Raw genomic sequence first — 18,673 nt, forward strand, 5'->3', positions numbered from 1 at the left:
GGTGGTGTGGGGGCGCGCCCCGGGGGGGGCGGGGGGGGGGCGGGGGGGGGGGGGGGCCTGGGGGGGGGGGGGCGGCCGCCCCCCCACGCCGAAGAGGTCACGCTTCGGGCGTTCCGGTCGTGACGCGTCGCCGACGTGAGGATGCCGAATCGCGCCCGAAAATGTTTCGAAATGCTCTCGAATTCTGCGTTGCCACAACCTAGGAACGCGCGGCCTCTCGGTCAAGCCCTGTCGCCGATTGATTTGAAAACGGCGGGAGTTCATTGCCTTGACAGGCCGGTTGCGCGACCGGAAACTCTTCGAAAGTTTGCGATATCTGTCGCCGGGAAGACGTACGCACCGAGGAGAGAAGTTGAGCGAGAAGCGTCCGACCCTGGCCGTCATCGCCGCGGAGGCCGGGGTCTCCCAGGCCACCGTGTCCAAGGTGATCAACGGCCGTTCCGACGTCGCGCCCTCGACACGCGAACGGATCGAGGGGCTGCTGCGATCCCGCAACTACCTCCCGCCCGGCAGGCAGAGCAGAGCCCGCCGGTCGGGCCTCGTCGACCTGATCATCGGCGGTCTGGACAGCGCGTGGGCGGTGGAGATCCTGCGCGGCGTCGAGGCCGAGTGCGCCCAGCGGAGCGTCGCCACCGTCGTGTCGCTGGTCCCGCCGGGCGAGGCCACGCCGTCCAGTTGGGCCGCGCTGCCGGTCCTTCACCACAGCGACGGCGTCATCCTCGTCACCACCTCGGTCACCCACGCCCAGCGCGCCCAGGTGGAGAGGGCCGGGGTGGCGCTGGTCGTCATCGACCCCATCGACCTCCCGGGCAACGGCGTGCCGAGCGTCGGGGCGACCAACTGGGCGGGCGGGCTCGCCGCCACCGAGCACCTGCTGGAGCTGGGGCACCGTCGGATCGCCGTCATCGGCGGACGCAAGGACATGCTTTGCAGCCAGGCCCGGATCGACGGGTACCGGGCCGCCCTGGAGCGGGCCGGGATCGAGGTCGACCGCGACCTGATCCGGTTCGGCGACTTCCAGCACGAGGGCGGGTTCCGTGGCGCCCGGGAACTGCTCGCCCTCCCCGAGCCGCCGACCGCCGTCTTCGCCGGCAGCGACCAGCAGGCGATGGGCGTCTACGAAGCCGCCCGGCAGGGCGGGCTGAGCATCCCGCGGGACCTCAGCGTGGTCGGCTTCGACGACCTGCCGATGTGCCAGTGGCTGTCACCGCCGCTGACGACGGTGCGTCAGCCGCTGGAGGAGATGGGCCGGGTCGCCGCCCGCACCCTGTTCCAGGTTCTGGAGAAGCAGCCCCTCGTCACCCCTCGGATGGAGCTTTCGACCGAACTCAAGGTCCGGCTCTCCACAGCCCCGCCCCCTCGTTCCTGACCGATCCCGCTGCCAGGTTCAGGGACGGCCGCAACAATCCGGCCATGGCATGCCTGAATGCGGGAAATCGTCGTTCATGGCAGCGCCCCATTGTCGGCACCGGCATCCCTTTGGGGCCCTGATTCTGCTCCGTATGTCCGAATATGAAGGCGCTCACCCCTGCACGGAAGTCCCAGGTCAGAGGCTGATTCTCATCGAAAGAATTTCGCTGGGCGCAGGATTCTCGAAATGATTTCGAAACTGTTGACATGTTTCCGTCGAGTTTCCAAACTGAGTCCCGAGCCGATGCCGCCCTCTGCCCGTGTGCCGCGCGCCGGCTTTTGAAAGCCGTTACGCCGTGGCAGTACGCGTCCTTTATCCCCGGACGCCGGCGTCGCTCACGCGGATTCCTTTCCGCCGCGCTCGAATCGTTCCGTGATTTCCACCCTGGAGGTTCAGTCATGCGCGCACCATCCCTTCCACCGTCCACCGCCCGCCGGAAGCTCGGCGGCCTGGGTGCGGCGCTGATCGTCGGCGTCCTCGGTTCGGCCACCCTGCTGGTGGCGCCGCCGGCCTCACAGGCCGCCGAGAGCACGCTCGGCAGCGCGGCGGCGCAGAGCGGCCGCTACTTCGGCACCGCCATCGCCTCGGGCAGGCTGGGCGACTCGACGTACACGACGATCGCGGCCCGCGAGTTCAACTCGGTGACGGCCGAGAACGAGATGAAGATCGACGCCACCGAGCCCCAGCAGGGCCAGTTCAACTTCGCCGCCGGTGACCGCGTCTACAACTGGGCCGTGCAGAACGGCAAGCAGGTGCGCGGCCACACCCTGGCCTGGCACTCCCAGCAGCCGGGCTGGATGCAGAGCCTCAGCGGCAGCACGCTGCGCCAGGCGATGACCAACCACATCAACGGCGTGATGGCCCACTACAAGGGCAAGATCTCCCAGTGGGACGTCGTGAACGAGGCCTTCGTCGACGGCACCTCGGGGGCCCGGCGCGACTCCAACCTGCAGCGCACGGGCAACGACTGGATCGAGGTCGCCTTCCGCACCGCGCGCGCCGCCGACCCGGCCGCCAAGCTCTGCTACAACGACTACAACATCGAGAACTGGACCTGGGCCAAGACCCAGGCCGTGTACTCCATGGTCAAGGACTTCAAGCAGCGCGGTGTGCCGATCGACTGCGTCGGCTTCCAGTCGCACTTCAACAGCGACAGCCCGTACAACAGCAACTTCCGCACCACCCTGCAGAGCTTCGCGGCCCTCGGTGTCGATGTGGCCGTCACCGAGCTCGACATCCAGGGCGCCTCGGGCACGACCTACGCCAACGTGACCAACGACTGCCTGGCCGTCCCGCGCTGCCTCGGCATCACCGTCTGGGGCGTGCGCGACACCGACTCCTGGCGAGCGGACCAGACGCCGCTGCTGTTCAACGGCGACGGCAGCAAGAAGCCCGCCTACACCTCCGTCCTCAACGCGCTCAACGCCGTCTCCCCCAACCCCAACCCGACGCCCTCGCCCGGTTCCGGCCAGATCAAGGGCGTCGCTTCGGGCCGCTGCATCGACGTCCCCGGCTCCAGCACCACCGACGGCACCCAGGTCAACCTGTGGGACTGCAACAACCGCACCAACCAGCAGTGGACCTACACCTCCGCGGGTGAGCTCAGGGTCTACGGCGACAAGTGCCTGGACGCCGCCGGCACCGGCAACGGCGCCAAGGTGCAGATCTACAGCTGCTGGGGTGGCGACAACCAGAAGTGGCGCCTCAACTCCGACGGGTCCATCGTCGGCGTCCAGTCCGGCCTCTGCCTCGACGCCGCCGCCAACGGCACCGCCAACGGCACCCTGATCCAGCTCTACTCCTGCTGGAACGGCGCCAACCAGCGCTGGACCCGCACCTGACCCGCCCCACCGCGCCCACAGCGTGAAGGGGAGCCAGGAAGGTCCTGGCTCCCCTTCGGGCTCCGCGGAACTCCGGCAACCTTTTCGCGTCCGGCGGCAACCGAGCAGTGCACCATCGACTCGACCTTCCGGACGGACGGACATGCAGACAGCACGGCGGGCAACCCGACAGCGCGGACACCGGCGCAGGCGCAGACACCGGCTCCTCTGGAGCACGCTGGCGGTACCGGCGGTGGTATCCGCCCTCATCTGCCTGGTGATGGCCCTGCGCCCCGCTCCCACGACCGACTCGGGCGCGGCCACGACGGTGGCCCCCGTCACCGGCCAGGAGACGTCCCCGGCGACCGGTTCCGCACCCCCGGCCCGCGCCTCCCACACGCCACCGACAGCGATCTCGTCGGCGGCCGGCGCCTCTCGCGCGCCGACGGCATCGGCCTCGACGCCGACCACGGGCGCGACCCCCGCGGCCGCGCGGCCCTCGCAGACGACCGGCCGGACGGCACCGCGGACCGCACGCATCCAGCCCCGCACCACGTACCAGGGGGTCGCGACCGCCTACAAAGCCGCGGACGGCAACGGCGCCTGCCTGTTCGGGCCGAACGACGACCTCATGGTCGCGGCGATGAACACCACCGACTACGAGTCGTCCAGGGCGTGCGGCGCGTACGTGCTCGTCCGCGCCTCCAACGGCGCCTCGATCACGGTCCGGATCACCAACGAGTGCCCGCTCCCCTGCGCGCCCGGACAACTCGACCTCAGCGAGCAGGCGTTCGCCGAACTGGCGGACCTCAAGGTCGGTCGGCTCCCGATCACCTGGAGCCTGCTGAGCCCCGGCACCCTCGGCCCGCTCTCGATCCGGTACAAGACCGGGTCCAACCCCCACTGGTGCGGCATCCAGGTGATCGACCACCGCAATCCGGTCGACCGGCTCGAGGTCCGCACGGCCCAAGGCTGGCGGCAGCTGCCCCGTACCGACTACAACTACTTCCTCTCCGCCGACGGCAGCGGATGCGGCGGCTCGATCAGGATCACCGACATCTACGGGGAACGGCTGAAGGTCGACGGGATCGCGCTGAAACCGGACGTCGCCCAGCGGACCCGCGTCCAGTTCACCCGCCGCTGAAACGGCCCCTGTGTCCCCCCGCCGGCCGCAGGTACCCCGCCGTCCGCCCGTTCACCGGCGGCCGGCGGGGCGCCTCTCAGCGCGTTCGCGAGACCTTCGCCGTCCGGGCCGGCGGCGGGGCGGTGCTCTTTCTGACGACGAGACTGGTCGCGAGTTCCATGCGCGTCACCGAGGGCTCCCCTGCGCGCAGGCGGAGCAGCATCTGGACCGCCTCCTCGCCCATCTCGCGCAGGGGCTGGTGGATCGTGGTGAGCGGGGGGCTCGACCATCGGGCGATCATCACGTCGTCGTAGCCGACGACGGACAGGTCCTCGGGCACGCGCAGTCCGCACACCCGGGCCGCCTCCATGACGCCGAGCGCCTGCAGATCGCTCCCGGCGAAGATGGCGGTGGGCCGTTCCGGCGCCTGCAGCAGCTCCATCGCGCGCGCGTACCCGCCCTCGACGTGGAAGTCGCCGAACCGGACGAGGCCGGCGTCGTGGTCCAGGCCGGCCATGTTCAGGGCGGACCGGTAGCCGTCGAGGCGGGCCAGCGAGCACAGCATGTCCTCGGGGCCGGTGATGATGCCGATGCGGCGGTGCCCGAGGTCGATGAGGTGGCGGGTCGCGGCGACGCCGCCGGACCAGTTCGCGGAGCCGACGGACGGTACGTCCGGTTCGGGGTCTCCCGCCGGGTCGACGATCACGAAGGGGATCGACCGCGCGTCGAGCTGCCGTTTGACGGCGTCGGGGAGGGAGGAGAACACCAGGACCACGCCGATCGGCCGGCGCTGGAGCACTCCTTCGATCCAGTCCGGCGCGGGGGCGTGCCGGGTGCCGCTCTCGGTGAGCACGACGCTCGCCTGGTGGGCCTTGGCGAGGTTCTCCACGCCTCGGATCAGCTCCATCGACCACACGCTGTCGAGCTCGTGGAAGACGAGTTCGACGAGGGGCGCCTCCCTGGTGACGCGGGTGGTGCGCCGGTACGCGTGCTCTTCGAGGAGCTGCTCGACCCTGACGCGCGTGCCGGGCGAAACGTCCTGTCGGCCGTTGAGGACTTTCGAAACTGTCGACAGTGAGACCCCGGCCTGCTGCGCGACCTCCGCCAGCGTGATTCGCCTGCTCTCCTCGCCATCTCGCATCTGAGCAGCATAAAGCACCGTTCCACGCGGCGACATAGTCACGCTTTGATAACTCCGCACCGAAGGGTTGACCGGTTCACCGCCTCAACTTTAGCGTCCGACGCCAGGAAGTTTCGACGTCAGTATCGAAACTCTTTCGAAAGGTTGGGCGATGAAGCGACACGTACGGCTCCTCAGAACCGCAGTCGTCGGTGGGGCGTCGCTGGCCATGACCCTCTCCCTGGCGGCCTGCGGCGGGTCGGGCGACTCCGCCGGAGGCGGCGCGGACGAGATCCACGTCCTGGTGTACGGCGACGCCACCAACAAGGTGGAGAAGCAGCTCGTCGACACCTTCAACAAGACGTCGAAGGTCAAGGCCGTCCTCGACACCATCCCCGGCGCCGACTACCAGTCCAAGCTGCAGACGATCATCAGCGGCAAGCAGGCGCCGGACGTGTTCTTCAACTGGGGCGGCGGCAGCATCAAGCCCTTCGTCGACGCGGGCCTCCTCATGCCGCTCGACGACGTCATCGCCAAGGACCCCGGTCTCAAGTCCAACTTCCTGCCGTCCGTCTTCGACACCGCGGTCGTCGGCGGCAAGCCGTACGGCGTACCCATGCGCGGCACCCAGCCCGTCCTGCTGTTCAGCAACAAGAAGGTCCTGGCGGACGCCGGCGTCACCGCACCGCGCACCTGGGACGAGCTGCTGACCGCGGTCAAGGCCCTCAAGGCCAAGGGCGTCACCCCCATCGCCCTCGGCGGCGGCGACAAGTGGCCCACCCAGATGTGGTTCCAGTACGTCTACGACCGGGTGGCCGGCCCCGAGCTCTTCCAGAAGGCCGTGAACGGCGACAAGAGCGTCTGGGCGAGCGCCGACAGCAAGAAGGCCCTCGGCATGCTCAAGGAGCTGATCGACGCGGGCGCGTTCGGCACCAACTACGACTCGGTCAAGTTCACCGACGGCGGCTCCCCCGCCCTCCTCGCCACCGGCAAGGCCGGCTTCGAGCTCATGGGCTCCTGGGAGTACTCCACGCTCCAGGACGCCTACCCGGACTTCGTGAAGAGCGATCTCGGCTACGGCACCTTCCCGACCGTCGCGGGCGGCAAGGGCGGCCCGGACAACCTGGCCGGCAACACCAACAACTTCTACTCGGTCCTGAAGAAGACCGAACACCCGGAGGCCGTGGCCGAGTTCCTGAAGCTCATGTACTCGGACGAGTTCGTCAAGGGCCAGCTGAGCATCGGCAACCTGCCCACCACCACCAACACCGCCAAGTTCCTGGGCGAATCCGCCAGCCCCGCCTACTCGACGTACCAGTACGACCTGGTGAAGAAGGCCCCCCACTTCCAGCTCTCCTGGGACCAGGCCTATCCCCCGGCGGCCACCACCACCATCCACCAAGCCGTCCAGCAGTTCTTCAACGGCCAGACCGGCCCCGACGAGTTCATCGCCGCCATGCAGAGCCTGCCCGCGGCCTGACCCGCGGCCCCGACTTCCGGAACGCCTCCCATGACCACAACCGCTGTACCCACCGCGGACAGCACCGAGAAGAGCGTCCGGCGCGGGCGGCCCAGCCGCCCCGCGACCGGTGTGGGCCGCCCGGGCTTCGCCTGGGCGGCGCCCGCCGCCGTCTTCTTCGGCCTGTTCGCCCTCGTCCCGCTCGTCCTGGTCGTCGTGCTGTCCTTCACCCGCTGGAACGGCCTCGGCTCCCCCGAGTTCGCCGGCCTGGACAACTGGAGCCGGCTGCTCGACGACCCCGTGATGGTGAAGAGCCTCTGGCTGAGCCTGCTCCTCACCGTGCTCGGCGTCGTCGTGCAGACGCCGATCAGCATCCTGCTCGGCGTCTGGGCCGCCGGCCGGCAGCGCAACCGGGCCGTCCTGTCCGCGATCTACTTCGTCCCGCTCCTGCTGTCCATCACCGCCGTCTCCGTACTGTGGCGCGCCGTGCTCGACCCCAACTTCGGGGTCCCGTCACAGGCGAAGTGGCTCTTCGGCGACGGCAACCTGTTCGGCACGCAGACCGGCGCCCTCGGTGTCCTCGTCTTCGTCAGCACCTGGCAGTTCACACCCCTGCACACACTGATCTACCAGGGCGCCGCGCGGGCCGTCCCCGGGGTCCTCTACGAGGCCGCCCGGATCGACGGCGCCGGCACGGTCCGCCAGTTCTTCCACATCACGCTGCCGCAGCTGCGCAACACCGTCGTGACCTCGATGATCCTGATGGTGGTCGGCGGACTCACGACCTTCGACACCGTACTGATCCTCACCCAGGGCGGGCCGGGCACCGACACCACCAACAGCGCCTACTACATGTACCAGAAGGCCTTCAAGAGCTTCGATTTCGGCTCCGCCTCCGCGATCGCGCTGCTCCTCGTCCTCGTCGCCACCCTCGTCTCCCTGGTCATGGTGCGCCTGACCGGCTACGACCGGATGCGCAGCACCATGGAGGGCGTGTGATGAAGCCCCGTCCCAACCTCCTCGCCGGTTTCGGCTCGTTGATCTGGCTCTTCGTGGTCGGTCTACCGCTGTACGTCATGCTGATCGCCACGTTCCAGTCGCGTGCGGACTACGCGGCGAACGGCCCGCTCGCCTTCCCCGAGCACTTCACCCTCGACAACTACGTCAACGACCTCGATGACGGCTTCGCGCAGTACTTCCTCAACACGGTCGTCGTCACGGTCGCGGTCGTCGGCATCGTCGTGCTCCTCGTGCCGCCGCTCGCGTACGCCATCGTGCGCAGCGACGGCAAGGCCACCGGACGGGTCTTCCGGCTCTTCCTGCTCGGCCTCGCGATCCCGTCCCAGGCCGTGATCGTCCCGATGTTCTACCTGATCAACGAGGCCGGCCTGTACGACAACCTGCTCGGCGTCATCCTGCCGACCGCCGCCTTCGCGATGCCCGTGTGCGCCCTGATCCTCACCGGCGTCATGCGGGACATCACGCCCGAGCTGTACGAGGCCATGACCGTCGACGGGGCCTCGCCCTGGACGATCTTCCACCGGCTCGTGCTGCCCCTGTCGAAGAGCGGTCTGTCCACCATCGTGGTGTTCTCCTCGCTCCAGGCCTGGAACGGCTTCCTGTTCCCGCTGGTCCTCACCCAGTCCTCGGAGAACAAGGTCATCACGATGGGCCTGTACGACTTCCAGACGGAACACGGCGTCGACATTCCCGGCCTCCTCGCGGCCGTCGTCCTGTCCATGCTCCCCATCCTGCTCGTCTATCTGTTCGCCCGTCGCGCCCTGGTCCAGGGCCTGATGGGGGTCGGAGGAAAGTGACCGACACCGTGGCCCCCAAGACCCAAGCCCCGTACCGCGCCTGGCACGACACCGCGCTGAGCGCGGAAGCCCGCGTCGACGCGCTGATCCGCGAGATGACCCTGAAGGAGAAGACCGCCCAGCTCTACGGCGTGTGGGTCGGGGCCTCCGACGAGGGCGCCGAGGTCGCGCCGCACCAGCACGACATGGAGGAGCCGGTCGACCTCGACGCTCTGCTGCCCGACGGTCTCGGCCAGCTCACCCGGCCCTTCGGAACCGTCCCCGTCGACCCCGCGCTCGGCGCCCTCTCCCTGATGCGGACGCAGGCCCGGATCTCCGCCGCGAACCGCTTCGGCATCCCGGCCGTCGCGCACGAGGAGTGCCTCGCCGGCTTCGCGGCCTGGGGCGCCACCGCCTATCCCGTACCGCTGTCCTGGGGAGCGACCTTCGACCCCGCGCTCGTACGGGAGATGGCCGCCGCCATCGGCCGCGACATGCGGGCGGTCGGCGTGCACCAGGGGCTCGCGCCCGTCCTCGACGTCGTCCGCGACGCCCGCTGGGGGCGCGTGGAGGAGACCATCGGCGAGGACCCGTACCTCGTCGGCACGATCGCCACCGCCTACGTCCAGGGCCTCGAGTCCGCCGGGATCGTCGCCACCCTCAAGCACTTCGCCGGTTACTCCGCCTCCCGGGCCGGCCGCAACCTCGCCCCGGTCGGCATGGGCGCCAGAGAGCTGGCCGACGTCATCCTGCCGCCGTTCGAGATGGCGGTCCGGGAGAGCGGCGTCCGCTCGGTGATGCACGCCTACACCGACACCGACGGCATTCCCTCGGCCGCCGACGACGGACTGCTCACCGGGCTCCTCCGGGACACCTGGGGCTTCACCGGCACCGTCGTGGCCGACTACTTCGGCGTCGCGTTCCTGAAGACCCTGCACGGCGTCGCCGGCACGTTCGGCGAGGCGGCCGGGACGGCGCTCGCCGCCGGCGTCGACGTGGAACTCCCCACGGTGAAGACCTTCGGCGACCCGCTCCTGGACGCGGTCCGGCAGGGACAGGTCTCCGAGGAGCTCGTGGACCGCGCGGTCCGGCGGGTCCTCCTGCAGAAGGCCCACCTCGGGCTGCTCGACCCCGACTGGAGCCCGGTCCCCCCGGCACTGCGCGGCACCGACACCACGGCGGACGCGGACCGGCTGCGCGGCACGCTCGACCTGGACCCGGCCGCCAACCGCGAGCTGGCCGGCCGCATCGCCGAGCAGGCCGTCGTCCTGCTCCACAACGACGGGACGCTGCCGCTCGACCCGGGAACCCCGCGCCGGATCGCCCTGATCGGCCCCAACGCCGAGGTCCCCACGGCGGTTCTGGGCTGCTACTCCTTCCCCGTCCACGTCGGCGGACAGCATCCCGACACGCCCCTCGGCATCGACCTGCCCACCCTCCACGAGGCCCTCGTGGCGGAGTTCCCCGGCGCCGAGATCCTCGTGGCGCGGGGAACGGGCATCGACGACGCCGGGACCGAGGGCTTCGCCGAGGCCCTGGAATCGGCCCGACGCGCCGACGTCGTCGTGGCGGCCCTCGGGGACCGCGCCGGTCTCTTCGGGCGGGGCACCAGCGGCGAGGGCTGTGACGCGGAGTCCCTCGTCCTGCCCGGGGCCCAGCAGCAACTGCTCGACGCCCTCCTCGACACCGGGACACCGGTCGTGACGGCCCTGCTGGCCGGCCGGCCCTACGCGCTCGGCCGCGCCGTGGACGAGTCCGCCGCGATCGTGCAGGCCTTCTTCCCCGGCGAGGCCGGAACCACGGCCGTCGCCTCGGTCCTCAGCGGGCGGACCTGCCCGAGCGGCAGGCTGCCCGTCAGCGTGCCCCGCCACCCCGGCGCCCAGCCGTCCACCTACCTCGCCGCTCGCCTGGGCCAGACCAGCGAGGTCTCCAGCATCGACCCGACGCCGGCCTTCGGCTTCGGACACGGCCTCACCTACACCACGTTCGCGTGGAGCGACCTGGCCGTGGCGGACACCGAGGCTCCGACGGACGGCGCGGTGCGGCTCGCCCTCACCGTGGCGAACACCGGCGACCACGCCGGCACCGAAATCGTCCAGCTCTATCTGCACGACCCGGTGGCCTCCGTGGTCCAGCCCGTGCAGCGGCTCATCGGGTACGTACGCCTCGACCTGGCCCCCGGAGAGCGGAAGCGGGTCCACGCGGTCGTCCCCGCGGACCTCGCGTCCTTCACCGGCCGGGCGGGGACGCGCATCGTGGAACCGGGACAGCTGGAGCTGCGGTTCGGCGCGTCCAGCACGGAGCCGCGGCTGACCGCCCGGGTGACCCTCACCGGCCCGGTGCGGCAGGTGGACCACGGCCGGCGCCTGCACGTCGACTTCGAGGTCCTCCCGGAGGCCCGCGCCTGAACCGCCGGCCCCGCTGCCCGTCCGGGCGGCGGGGCCGACCGCACGCTTGCGCGGCCAGGATGTCGACAGGCCCACCGAAACTTTCGCCGCGGTTCAGAGGCCCGTCACCGAGTTCGCGCCGATCGTCCTGGCGTACCAGCGGGCGCTGCGCTTCGGCGTGCGCAGTTGGGTGGCGTAGTCGACGTGGACCGCTCCGAAGCGCTTCTCGTAGCCGTACGCCCACTCGAAGTTGTCGAGGAGGGACCAGAGGAAGTAGCCGCGCACGTCGGCACCGTCCGCGATGGCCCGGTGGACGGCGGCGAGGTGGCGGTGGAGGTAGTCGATCCGGTCGTGGTCGTGGATCTGGCCGTCCGCCGTGGGGACGTCCGGGAAGGCGGCGCCGTTCTCGGTGACGGCCAGGGGGAGGCCGGGGTGGGCGCGGGAGGTGGCCACGAGGAGGTCGTGGAGACCGGTCGGGTCGATGGTCCAGCCCATGTCGGTGGTGTCGCCGGGCGGGAGGTGGAAGGTGACGTCCTCGGAGCCCGGCCACGGGGAGTGGTCGCTCTCGCCGTGGGCGTGGGTGCCCGCCGCCGCTCCGGGGGCGGGAGCGGAGACGACGGCGGGGGTGTAGTAGTTGATGCCGAGGAGGTCGATGGGGGCGCCGATGGCGGCCTCGTCGCCCGGCCTGACGAGGCTGTCCCAGTCGACGACGTGGGCGGTGTCGGCGAGGAGGTCGGCCGGGTAGCCGCCGGAGAGCATCGGTCCGGTGAAGACGCGGTTGCCGACGGCGTCGATGCGGCGGGCCGCGTCGAGGTCGGCGGGATCCGTGGTGAGCGGGCGGACCTGGTGCAGGTTGAGGGAGACCGCGACCTGGGCGTGTGCGGGCAGCGCCGCACGCAGGGCGGCGGTGGCGCGGCCGTGGCCGAGGTTGAGGTGGTGGGCGGCGCGCAGCGCGAGGGCGGGGTCGGTGCGGCCGGGGGCGTGGACGCCGGAGCCGTAGCCGAGGAAGGCCGAGCACCAGGGTTCGTTGAGGGTCGTCCACAGCGCGACCCGGTCGCCGAGGGCCTCGGCCGCCAGGGCGGCGTACTCGCCGAAGCGCTCGGCGGTCTCCCGTACCGTCCAGCCGCCCGCCTCTTCCAGCGCCTGCGGGAGGTCCCAGTGGTAGAGGGTGGCCACCGGCTGGATGCCGGCGTCGAGGAGTTCGTCGACGAGCCGGCTGTAGAAGTCGAGGCCTGCCGGGTTGGCGGGGCCCCGGCCGCCGGGCTGGATGCGGGGCCAGGCCAGGGAGAAGCGGTAGGCCTGGATGCCGAGGTGGGACATCAGGGTGACGTCGGTCCGGTAGCGGTGGTAGTGGTCGCAGGCGATGTCCCCGGTGTCGCCGTTGGCGACCTTGCCGGGGGTGTGGGAGAAGGTGTCCCAGATGGAGGGCGTGCGACCGTCCTCGGCCACCGCGCCCTCGATCTGGTACGCGGCGGTGGCCGCGCCCCACAGGAAGCCGGGCGGGAAGTGCAGTCGGCCGACGGCGGCGGGGGCGGTGACGGGGGTTGCGGGCATGACGAGGTCTCCCTTGGGCGGAGGTTGTCGGACGTGAGGGCGAGGTGGAGCGGGGAGGTCAGCCCTTGATGGCGCCCTGGGTGATGCCGCCGACGATGTGACGGCCGAAGAGGGCGAAGACCAGGAGCAGGGGCAGGGTGCCCATGAGCGCTCCGGCGGTGATGACGGACCAGTCGGTGGACCAGCCGGTGCCGAGGCCGGCGAGCGCGACCTGGACGGTGGGGTTGGTGGAGCCGTTCATGACGATGATCGGCCAGAGGAAGTCGTTCCACGACTGGACGAAGGTGAGCATGCCCAGGACCGCCATCGCCGGGCGGGCGACGGGGAAGACGACGTGCCAGATGACGCGCAGGGAGTTGGCGCCGTCGACGCGGGCGGCTTCCAGGAGTTCGGTGGGCAGTGCCTGCGCGAGGAACTGGCGCAGGAAGAACACGCCGAAGGCGGTGACGAGGACGGGCAGGATCAGCGCCCCGAGGTGATTGCTGAGCCCCAGGTTCTTGGTGAGGATGAACAGCGGGACGACGCTGAGCTGTGCGGGCACGGCGAGGGTGGACAGGACCAGGCCGAGCAGGACCTTCTTCCCGCGGAAGCGGAGTTTGGCGAAGGCGAAGCCCGCGAGGACGGAGAAGGTCACCGTGCTGACGGTGACGGCCCCGGCGACGAGCGTGGAGTTGAGCAGGGCGACGCCCATGCCGCGCCCGCCGGCGTGCTGCCACACGTAGCGGAGGTTGTCGAAGAGGTTGCCGCCGGGCAGCATCGGCGGCGGGCTGGAGACGACGGCGTGGCTGTCGGTGGAGGCGGCGACCAGCGTCCAGTACAGCGGGAACAGCGAGGCCAGGGCGGCGAGTCCGAGGACGAGGTGGGCGAGTCGCCCGGCCCGGTGCTGGCCACCGGCCCGCCCGGCCCGGGCGGAGGGCCCGGCCGGTGCGTGGGGACGGCGGTCGGGGACGGATGCGGTGGTGGTCATGTCTTACTCCACGTCACTGGGAGGCGCGCAGGCGGCGGGTGATCAGCGCGTTGACGAGCCCGATGAGCAGCAGCAGGCCGAGCATGACCCAGGCGACCGCGCTGGCGCGCCCGAGCATGCTGGAGTGGAAGCCCTGGTCGTACATGAGGATCCCGAGGGTCTCGTACTGGTGGTCGCTGCCGCCCTGGTGGCCGCTCTGGCCGCCGAACAGGTAGGGCTCGCCGAAGAGCTGGGTGGCGCCGATGGTCGAGACGATCACCGTGAAGAGGATCGTGGGGCGCAGGGCGGGGATCGTGACGTGCAGGAACTGCTGCCATCGGTTGGCGCCGTCCAGGGCGGCGGCCTCGTACAGCTCGCGCGGCACGGCCTGCATGGCCGCGAGGTAGATGAGGGCGTTGTAGCCGGTCCAGCGCCAGGTGACGATGACGGAGATCGCGAACTGCGAGCTCCAGCGGCCGGCCTCCCAGTGCACGGGTCCGGCGCCGAACAGGCCCAGGAGCCAGTTGGCCATGCCTCCCTCGGGGCTGAAGATCAGGGCGAAGACGAGGGTGGCGGCGGCGACGGAGGTGGCGTACGGGGCGAGGAGGGCCGTGCGCAGGAACCCGCGGGCGCGGAGCCGGTAGTTGAGCAGGTGGGCGAGGCCCAGTGCCATGAGGAGCTGGGGGACGGTGGACAGGACGCCGAGGGTGAAGGTGTTGAGGAGCGCGTTCCAGAAGTAGTGGCTGACCTGGCCGGTGAACAGGTCCGTGTAGTTGTCGAGGCCGACCCATTCGGCGCGGTCCACGTTGTACAGGCTCACCCGGTGGAAGGAGAGCCAGCCGGTGTAGAGCAGCGGGAAGAGGCCGAAGGCGGCGAAGACGAGGAAGAACGGCGCGACGAGGGCGTACGGCGTGCCTTGGGTGTCCCAGCGGTGCAGGCGGCTGCGCCAGGCCGTGGATCCGGCGGGGCGGGCCGGGGGCGGCTGGGTGTCCTGACGGCCTGCGGGGCCGTTGCGGCTGGGTGCGGTCGTGGAGGCCACGGGCGGGTTCCTTCGGTGGTCACGGCCGGCCGCGTCGGTACGGGGAAGGGCGGCCGGCCCCCCGGTGACCGGCCGCCCCCCTCCCCCGCGAGCGGCGGCCGGGGAGGTTCGGGAAGGGTTACTGGATGGTGCTGTCGATCTGGCGGACGGTGGAGTTCCAGGCCTCTTCGGGGCTCTTGCCGTTCTGCTCCATGAGCTGGACGCCGGTGCTGAACGCCCCGGTGAGGTCCTGCGCGTGCGGGCCGGTCTCGGCGGGCCGGATGGCCTTGGCGGCGGTGGAGAAGATCTGGCCGGTGGCGGCGTCGGGGCCGATGTAGGGGTTCTTGTGGTCGACGAGGCCGGGCAGGTCGTAGGCGGCCTGGTTGGCGGGGATGTTGCCGACCTTCTCGAAGACCTTCGCCTGCTGCTCCGGCGCGGTGAGCCAGGCCACGAGCTTCTTCGCCTCGTCGACGTGCTTGCCGGAGGAGGGCACGGCCAGGAAGGAGCCGCCCCAGTTGCCGGCGGCCGGAGGCTGGGCGATGTTCCACTTGCCCTTGTTGGCGGGGCCGGAGAACTGCTGGATGTTGGCCTGCTGCCAGGAGGGGCAGACGGTGGTGGCGAAGGTGGACTGGGAGAAGGCGGTCTGCCAGGGGGTGTCGAACATCTTCAGGCCCTGGCTGGTCCCGCCCTGGACGGCCTTGACGGCCAGGTCCCAGGCGGTTCTGACACTGGCCGAGTCCTTGTAGGCGAGCTTGCCGTCCTTGTAGTACTGGACGGGGCTGCTGGAGACGACGGCGTTGAAGAGTCCGGTGGCGCTGTCCATGAAGTGGGTGCCCCGGGGCGCCTTGGCCTGGTACCGCTTGCCCGCGTCGACGAACTTCGCCCAGTCGCCCGCCCACAGCTTGCCGACCGAGGCGGGGTCGGAGGGCAGGCCCGCGGCCTTGAACAGGTCCTGGCGGTAGCAGATGGCCATCGGGCCGACGTCGGTGCCGAGGCCGATCGTCCTGCCGTCGGCGGTGGTGGCCTGGTCCCACTTCCAGGGCAGGTAGTCCTTCTTGTCGACGCCCGGGGCGTCGGACAGGTCGGCGAAGGCGCCGGCCAGGTCGTCGGAGGTGGCCAGGGCTATGCGGCCGACTTCGAGGGCCTGGACGTCGTCGAGGCCGCCGCCGGAGAGCCGGGTCTGCAGGGCGGTCCAGTAGTTGCCCTCGACGGTCGTCGGGTTCTCCTTGATGGTGATCCCGGGGTGCTGCTTCATGTACGCGTCGTACAGGCCGGCCTCCTTGTATCCGAAGGTCCCGAAGGTGCCGACGGTCAGGGTGATCTTCCCGTCGGCGGAGACGGAGTCGTCGCCGGAGGACGAGCAGCCGGTGAGGGCGAGCGCCAGGGCCGTGGCCGCGGAGAGGACGACGGCGGAGCGGCTGCGGACACGCGGCACGGACGTACGGGACATGGCATCTCCTCGATGCGTTGAGGGGGAAGGGGTGCGGCACGGCCTCGCCTCGACGGCGGTCGGCACAGGGGGTGCGGGGGGGGTGGCCTTCACTGGGCCGGGGAGAACAGGTTCCGGTGGCTTCCGACCGGACTGGGAGCGCTCCCAAATGGCGGCAGCCGGAACCCTGCCGCCCCCGTGACGGTCTGTCAAGGCCGGTGGCCGGGTTTGGCCGGGCTCTTCTCGCGGTGGTGCCGGTCAGGCGCTGGCGCGGGCGACCAGGCGGGTGGGCAGGATCAGCGGGGTGGGGTCCTGTCCGTTGATGAGCGCGACGAGCATGCGCGCCATCTCCCGTCCGAGACCCTCTATGGGCTGGTGCACCGTGGTGAGCGGCGGGTCGGCGATCCGGGCCACCGCCAGGTCGTCGAAACCGACCACGGCGATGTCGCCGGGGACCGGCCGGCCGGCCTCGCGCAGGGTCCGCAGCGCGCCGACGCCCATGTTGTCGCTGGCGGCGAACACCCCGTCCAGCTCCGGATGGTTCGCCAGCAGGGCGGCCATGGCCTCGGCTCCGCTGCACTCCGTGAAGTCGCCGGCCTGCGGCGGGTACGGTTCGAGGCCCGCCGCGAGGACGGCGTCCCGGTAGCCGCGGTACCGGGCGCGCCCGACCTCGGTGTCCAGGCGCCCGCAGATCGTGGCCACGCGGGTCCGGCCTCCCGCGATCAGGTGCTCGGTCGCCGCGCGTGCTCCGCCGACGTTGTCGACGTCCACGTACCAGCGGGGGTCCAGGCCGACCGGGCGCCCGCCGAACACGACGGGCATCTCCGCCTCCTGGGCCAGGTGGGCCAGCGGATCGTCCTCGCGCAGCGCCATCAGCATCACGCCGTCGGCCCCCTTGGACCGCAGGAGCTGTTCGACGCGCTTGCGCCCCCGGTCGGAGGCGGCCAGGCACAGCATCAGATGCAGGTCGGCGTCCTCCAGGGCGGCCGAGGCGCCCACGATGACCTGGGCGAAGAACGGATCCGCGAAGATCGACGGATCCTCGCCCGAGACGACCAGGGCGGCCGCGCCGGTCTGACGGGTCGCCAGTGCGCGTGCGGTCGGGTTCGGTACGTAGCCGAGCTGGTGGACGGCCCGTTCGACGGCCTCGCGTTTGGCGCGGCTGACGTGCGGGGCGTTGTTCAGCACCCGCGAGGCCACCGACCGTGAGACGCCGGCCAGTTCGGCCACCTCGTCGAGGGTCGACTGCCGGCGTGGCACTTCTGCGGCCATGAGCTGCCTTCCTGTCGCGGCATGAACGCCCGGAAGGCTGGGAGCGCTTCCAGTTCGAGGACTGTAAAGCTTTCTTGCCGTCGTGTGAAGTGCGAGTTAAACGGGACCACTTGACAGGCTGACCAGTGCATCACACGATACCGGCCACAACCCCAAGCGTACGGAGTGCGTACTGGGATCGCTTCCAGTGGGAGCGCTTCCACGCATTCCACAGGTCCGAGGTCCCCCATGCGCCGCCCGCTCCGGACGAGAACGGGCGGCGCCTCCGCCGTCAGGAAGCCGAGGTACATCCATGCGCCGCCGAATCCGCACCCTCGTGGCAGCCCTCTCCGCCCTGCCGTTGGCACTCGCCGTCGCGCCGTCCGCCCACGCGGCGGACCCGACCGGCATGACCAGCGGGTTCTATGCGGACCCCAACTCCAGCGCGAAGCAGTGGGTCGCCGCCAACCCCGGGGACGGCCGGGCGCCCGCGATCAACGCGTCCCTCGCGAACACCCCCATGGCCCGCTGGTTCGGCTCCTGGAGCGGCACCATCGGCACCGCCACCGGCGCGTACGTGGGGGCGGCGGACTCCGCGGACAAGCTGCCCGTCCTCGTCGCCTACAACATCTACAACCGCGACACCTGCGGCGGGCACTCCGGAGGCGGCGCCGCCTCCCCGTCCGCGTACGCGACCTGGATCGCGCAGTTCGCAGGCGGGATCGCGGGCCGCCCGGCCGCCGTCATCCTCGAACCCGACTCCATCGCCGACTACGGCTGCCTGAACCCGACGCAGATCCGCGAACGCCAGGGCATGCTCAGCGGAGCCGTCGCCGAGTTCAACCGCCAGGCGCCCAACACCTGGGTCTATCTCGACGCCGGGAACCCCGGCTGGGTGAGCCCGGCGACGATGGCCCAGCGCCTGCACGAAGCCGGCCTCCGGCAGGCCCACGGCTTCTCGCTCAACATCTCCAACTACTTCACCACCGCGCAGAACACCGCGTACGGCAACTCCGTCAACGGCGAACTGGCCGCCCGCTACGGCTACACCAAGCCGTTCGTCGTCGACACCAGCCGCAACGGCAACGGCTCCAACGGTGAGTGGTGCAACGCGGCGGGCCGCCGCATCGGCACCCCCACCCAGCTGGGAGGCGGCGCCGAGATGCTGCTGTGGATCAAGGCCCCGGGCGAGTCCGACGGCAACTGCGGCGTCGGAACGGGCTCCACGGCCGGACAGTTCCTCCCCGAAGTCGCCTACAAGATGATCTACGGCTACTGACCCCGTACTCCTGTGGCCCGGTGTCTCCCCGCCCCGCGACCGGGCCACAGGAACCACCCGCCCTTCCGTCCCCCGTCCCC

14 protein-coding genes are annotated in these 18,673 nt (G+C 70.8%); 8 read left to right on the forward strand and 6 right to left on the reverse strand.

The window, feature by feature from the left end; all coding sequences use genetic code 11:
* Nucleotides 1-352 precede the first annotated feature (352 nt).
* The 3 genes from ACWGN5_RS32405 to ACWGN5_RS32415 all read left to right on the forward strand — a co-directional run bounded on the left by ACWGN5_RS32405 (nt 353) and on the right by ACWGN5_RS32415 (nt 4,375).
* Complete coding sequence (locus ACWGN5_RS32405) at nt 353-1,369, forward strand: LacI family DNA-binding transcriptional regulator (protein ID WP_453521915.1); 1,017 nt, start codon at nt 353-355, stop codon at nt 1,367-1,369.
* Between the two features lie 440 nt (nt 1,370-1,809).
* On the forward strand, nt 1,810-3,252 hold the full coding sequence (locus ACWGN5_RS32410; protein ID WP_453521917.1) for an endo-1,4-beta-xylanase: 1,443 nt from the start codon (nt 1,810-1,812) through the stop codon (nt 3,250-3,252).
* 232 nt (nt 3,253-3,484) lie between these two features.
* A complete protein-coding gene (locus ACWGN5_RS32415; protein WP_453521919.1) occupies nt 3,485-4,375 on the forward strand; it encodes an expansin EXLX1 family cellulose-binding protein in 891 nt (296 codons plus the stop codon).
* Nucleotides 4,376-4,451: 76 nt separating this feature from the next.
* On the opposite strand, the gene ACWGN5_RS32420 is transcribed toward ACWGN5_RS32415, so the two are convergent.
* The gene (locus tag ACWGN5_RS32420; RefSeq protein WP_453521920.1) at nt 4,452-5,495 is read right to left on the reverse strand and encodes a LacI family DNA-binding transcriptional regulator; all 1,044 of its coding nucleotides are present in this window, start codon (nt 5,493-5,495) and stop codon (nt 4,452-4,454) included.
* 151 nt (nt 5,496-5,646) lie between these two features.
* Between ACWGN5_RS32420 and ACWGN5_RS32425 the strand changes: the two genes are divergently transcribed.
* Genes ACWGN5_RS32425 through ACWGN5_RS32440 form a run of 4 tightly spaced genes read left to right on the forward strand, consistent with a single transcriptional unit; the run spans nt 5,647 to nt 11,137 of the window.
* Nucleotides 5,647-6,954, forward strand: coding sequence for an ABC transporter substrate-binding protein (locus ACWGN5_RS32425; protein ID WP_453521922.1), 1,308 nt, complete (start codon nt 5,647-5,649; stop codon nt 6,952-6,954).
* A gap of 30 nt (nt 6,955-6,984) precedes the next feature.
* Nucleotides 6,985-7,932, forward strand: a complete 948-nt coding sequence (locus ACWGN5_RS32430; RefSeq protein WP_453521924.1) for a carbohydrate ABC transporter permease — start codon at nt 6,985-6,987, stop codon at nt 7,930-7,932.
* A complete protein-coding gene (locus ACWGN5_RS32435; protein WP_453521926.1) occupies nt 7,932-8,750 on the forward strand; it encodes a carbohydrate ABC transporter permease in 819 nt (272 codons plus the stop codon). The genes ACWGN5_RS32430 and ACWGN5_RS32435 overlap by 1 nt, the downstream gene beginning before the upstream one ends.
* On the forward strand, nt 8,747-11,137 hold the full coding sequence (locus ACWGN5_RS32440; RefSeq protein WP_453521928.1) for a beta-xylosidase/alpha-l-arabinosidase: 2,391 nt from the start codon (nt 8,747-8,749) through the stop codon (nt 11,135-11,137). The genes ACWGN5_RS32435 and ACWGN5_RS32440 overlap by 4 nt, the downstream gene beginning before the upstream one ends.
* Nucleotides 11,138-11,230: 93 nt before the next feature.
* Here the strand turns inward: ACWGN5_RS32440 and ACWGN5_RS32445 are convergent, their stop codons facing one another.
* From ACWGN5_RS32445 to ACWGN5_RS32465, 5 genes are all read right to left on the reverse strand, one after another.
* Complete coding sequence (locus ACWGN5_RS32445; protein WP_453521930.1) at nt 11,231-12,670, reverse strand: GH1 family beta-glucosidase; 1,440 nt, start codon at nt 12,668-12,670, stop codon at nt 11,231-11,233.
* A gap of 58 nt (nt 12,671-12,728) precedes the next feature.
* Nucleotides 12,729-13,637, reverse strand: coding sequence for a carbohydrate ABC transporter permease (locus tag ACWGN5_RS32450; protein ID WP_453521932.1), 909 nt, complete (start codon nt 13,635-13,637; stop codon nt 12,729-12,731).
* A gap of 13 nt (nt 13,638-13,650) precedes the next feature.
* Nucleotides 13,651-14,655, reverse strand: coding sequence for a carbohydrate ABC transporter permease (locus ACWGN5_RS32455; protein ID WP_453521934.1), 1,005 nt, complete (start codon nt 14,653-14,655; stop codon nt 13,651-13,653).
* A gap of 118 nt (nt 14,656-14,773) precedes the next feature.
* Entirely contained in the window at nt 14,774-16,084 is a 1,311-nt protein-coding gene (locus ACWGN5_RS32460) for an ABC transporter substrate-binding protein (RefSeq protein ID WP_453521936.1), read from the reverse strand.
* A gap of 237 nt (nt 16,085-16,321) precedes the next feature.
* The gene (locus tag ACWGN5_RS32465) at nt 16,322-17,335 is read right to left on the reverse strand and encodes a LacI family DNA-binding transcriptional regulator (RefSeq protein WP_453521937.1); all 1,014 of its coding nucleotides are present in this window, start codon (nt 17,333-17,335) and stop codon (nt 16,322-16,324) included.
* 292 nt (nt 17,336-17,627) lie between these two features.
* On the opposite strand from ACWGN5_RS32465, the gene ACWGN5_RS32470 reads away from it, so the two are divergent.
* The gene (locus ACWGN5_RS32470) at nt 17,628-18,593 is read left to right on the forward strand and encodes a glycoside hydrolase family 6 protein (RefSeq protein WP_453521939.1); all 966 of its coding nucleotides are present in this window, start codon (nt 17,628-17,630) and stop codon (nt 18,591-18,593) included.
* The last annotated feature ends 80 nt before the right edge of the window (nt 18,594-18,673 follow it).

The sequence above is a fragment of the Streptomyces sp. NPDC055815 genome (assembly GCF_053616475.1).

Excerpts from the sequence above, each read along its gene's own strand:
- ACWGN5_RS32430 (WP_453521924.1), top strand. The coding sequence starts at position 6,985 with ATGACCACAACCGCTGTACCCACCGCGGACAGCACCGAGAAGAGCGTC.
- ACWGN5_RS32450 (WP_453521932.1), bottom strand. The coding sequence starts at position 13,637 with ATGACCACCACCGCATCCGTCCCCGACCGCCGTCCCCACGCACCGGCC.
- ACWGN5_RS32470 (WP_453521939.1), top strand. The coding sequence starts at position 17,628 with ATGCGCCGCCGAATCCGCACCCTCGTGGCAGCCCTCTCCGCCCTGCCG.
- ACWGN5_RS32460 (WP_453521936.1), bottom strand. The coding sequence starts at position 16,084 with ATGTCCCGTACGTCCGTGCCGCGTGTCCGCAGCCGCTCCGCCGTCGTC.
- ACWGN5_RS32445 (WP_453521930.1), bottom strand. The coding sequence starts at position 12,670 with ATGCCCGCAACCCCCGTCACCGCCCCCGCCGCCGTCGGCCGACTGCAC.
- ACWGN5_RS32435 (WP_453521926.1), top strand. The coding sequence starts at position 7,932 with ATGAAGCCCCGTCCCAACCTCCTCGCCGGTTTCGGCTCGTTGATCTGG.
- ACWGN5_RS32465 (WP_453521937.1), bottom strand. The coding sequence starts at position 17,335 with ATGGCCGCAGAAGTGCCACGCCGGCAGTCGACCCTCGACGAGGTGGCC.
- ACWGN5_RS32425 (WP_453521922.1), top strand. The coding sequence starts at position 5,647 with ATGAAGCGACACGTACGGCTCCTCAGAACCGCAGTCGTCGGTGGGGCG.
- ACWGN5_RS32420 (WP_453521920.1), bottom strand. The coding sequence starts at position 5,495 with ATGCGAGATGGCGAGGAGAGCAGGCGAATCACGCTGGCGGAGGTCGCG.
- ACWGN5_RS32410 (WP_453521917.1), top strand. The coding sequence starts at position 1,810 with ATGCGCGCACCATCCCTTCCACCGTCCACCGCCCGCCGGAAGCTCGGC.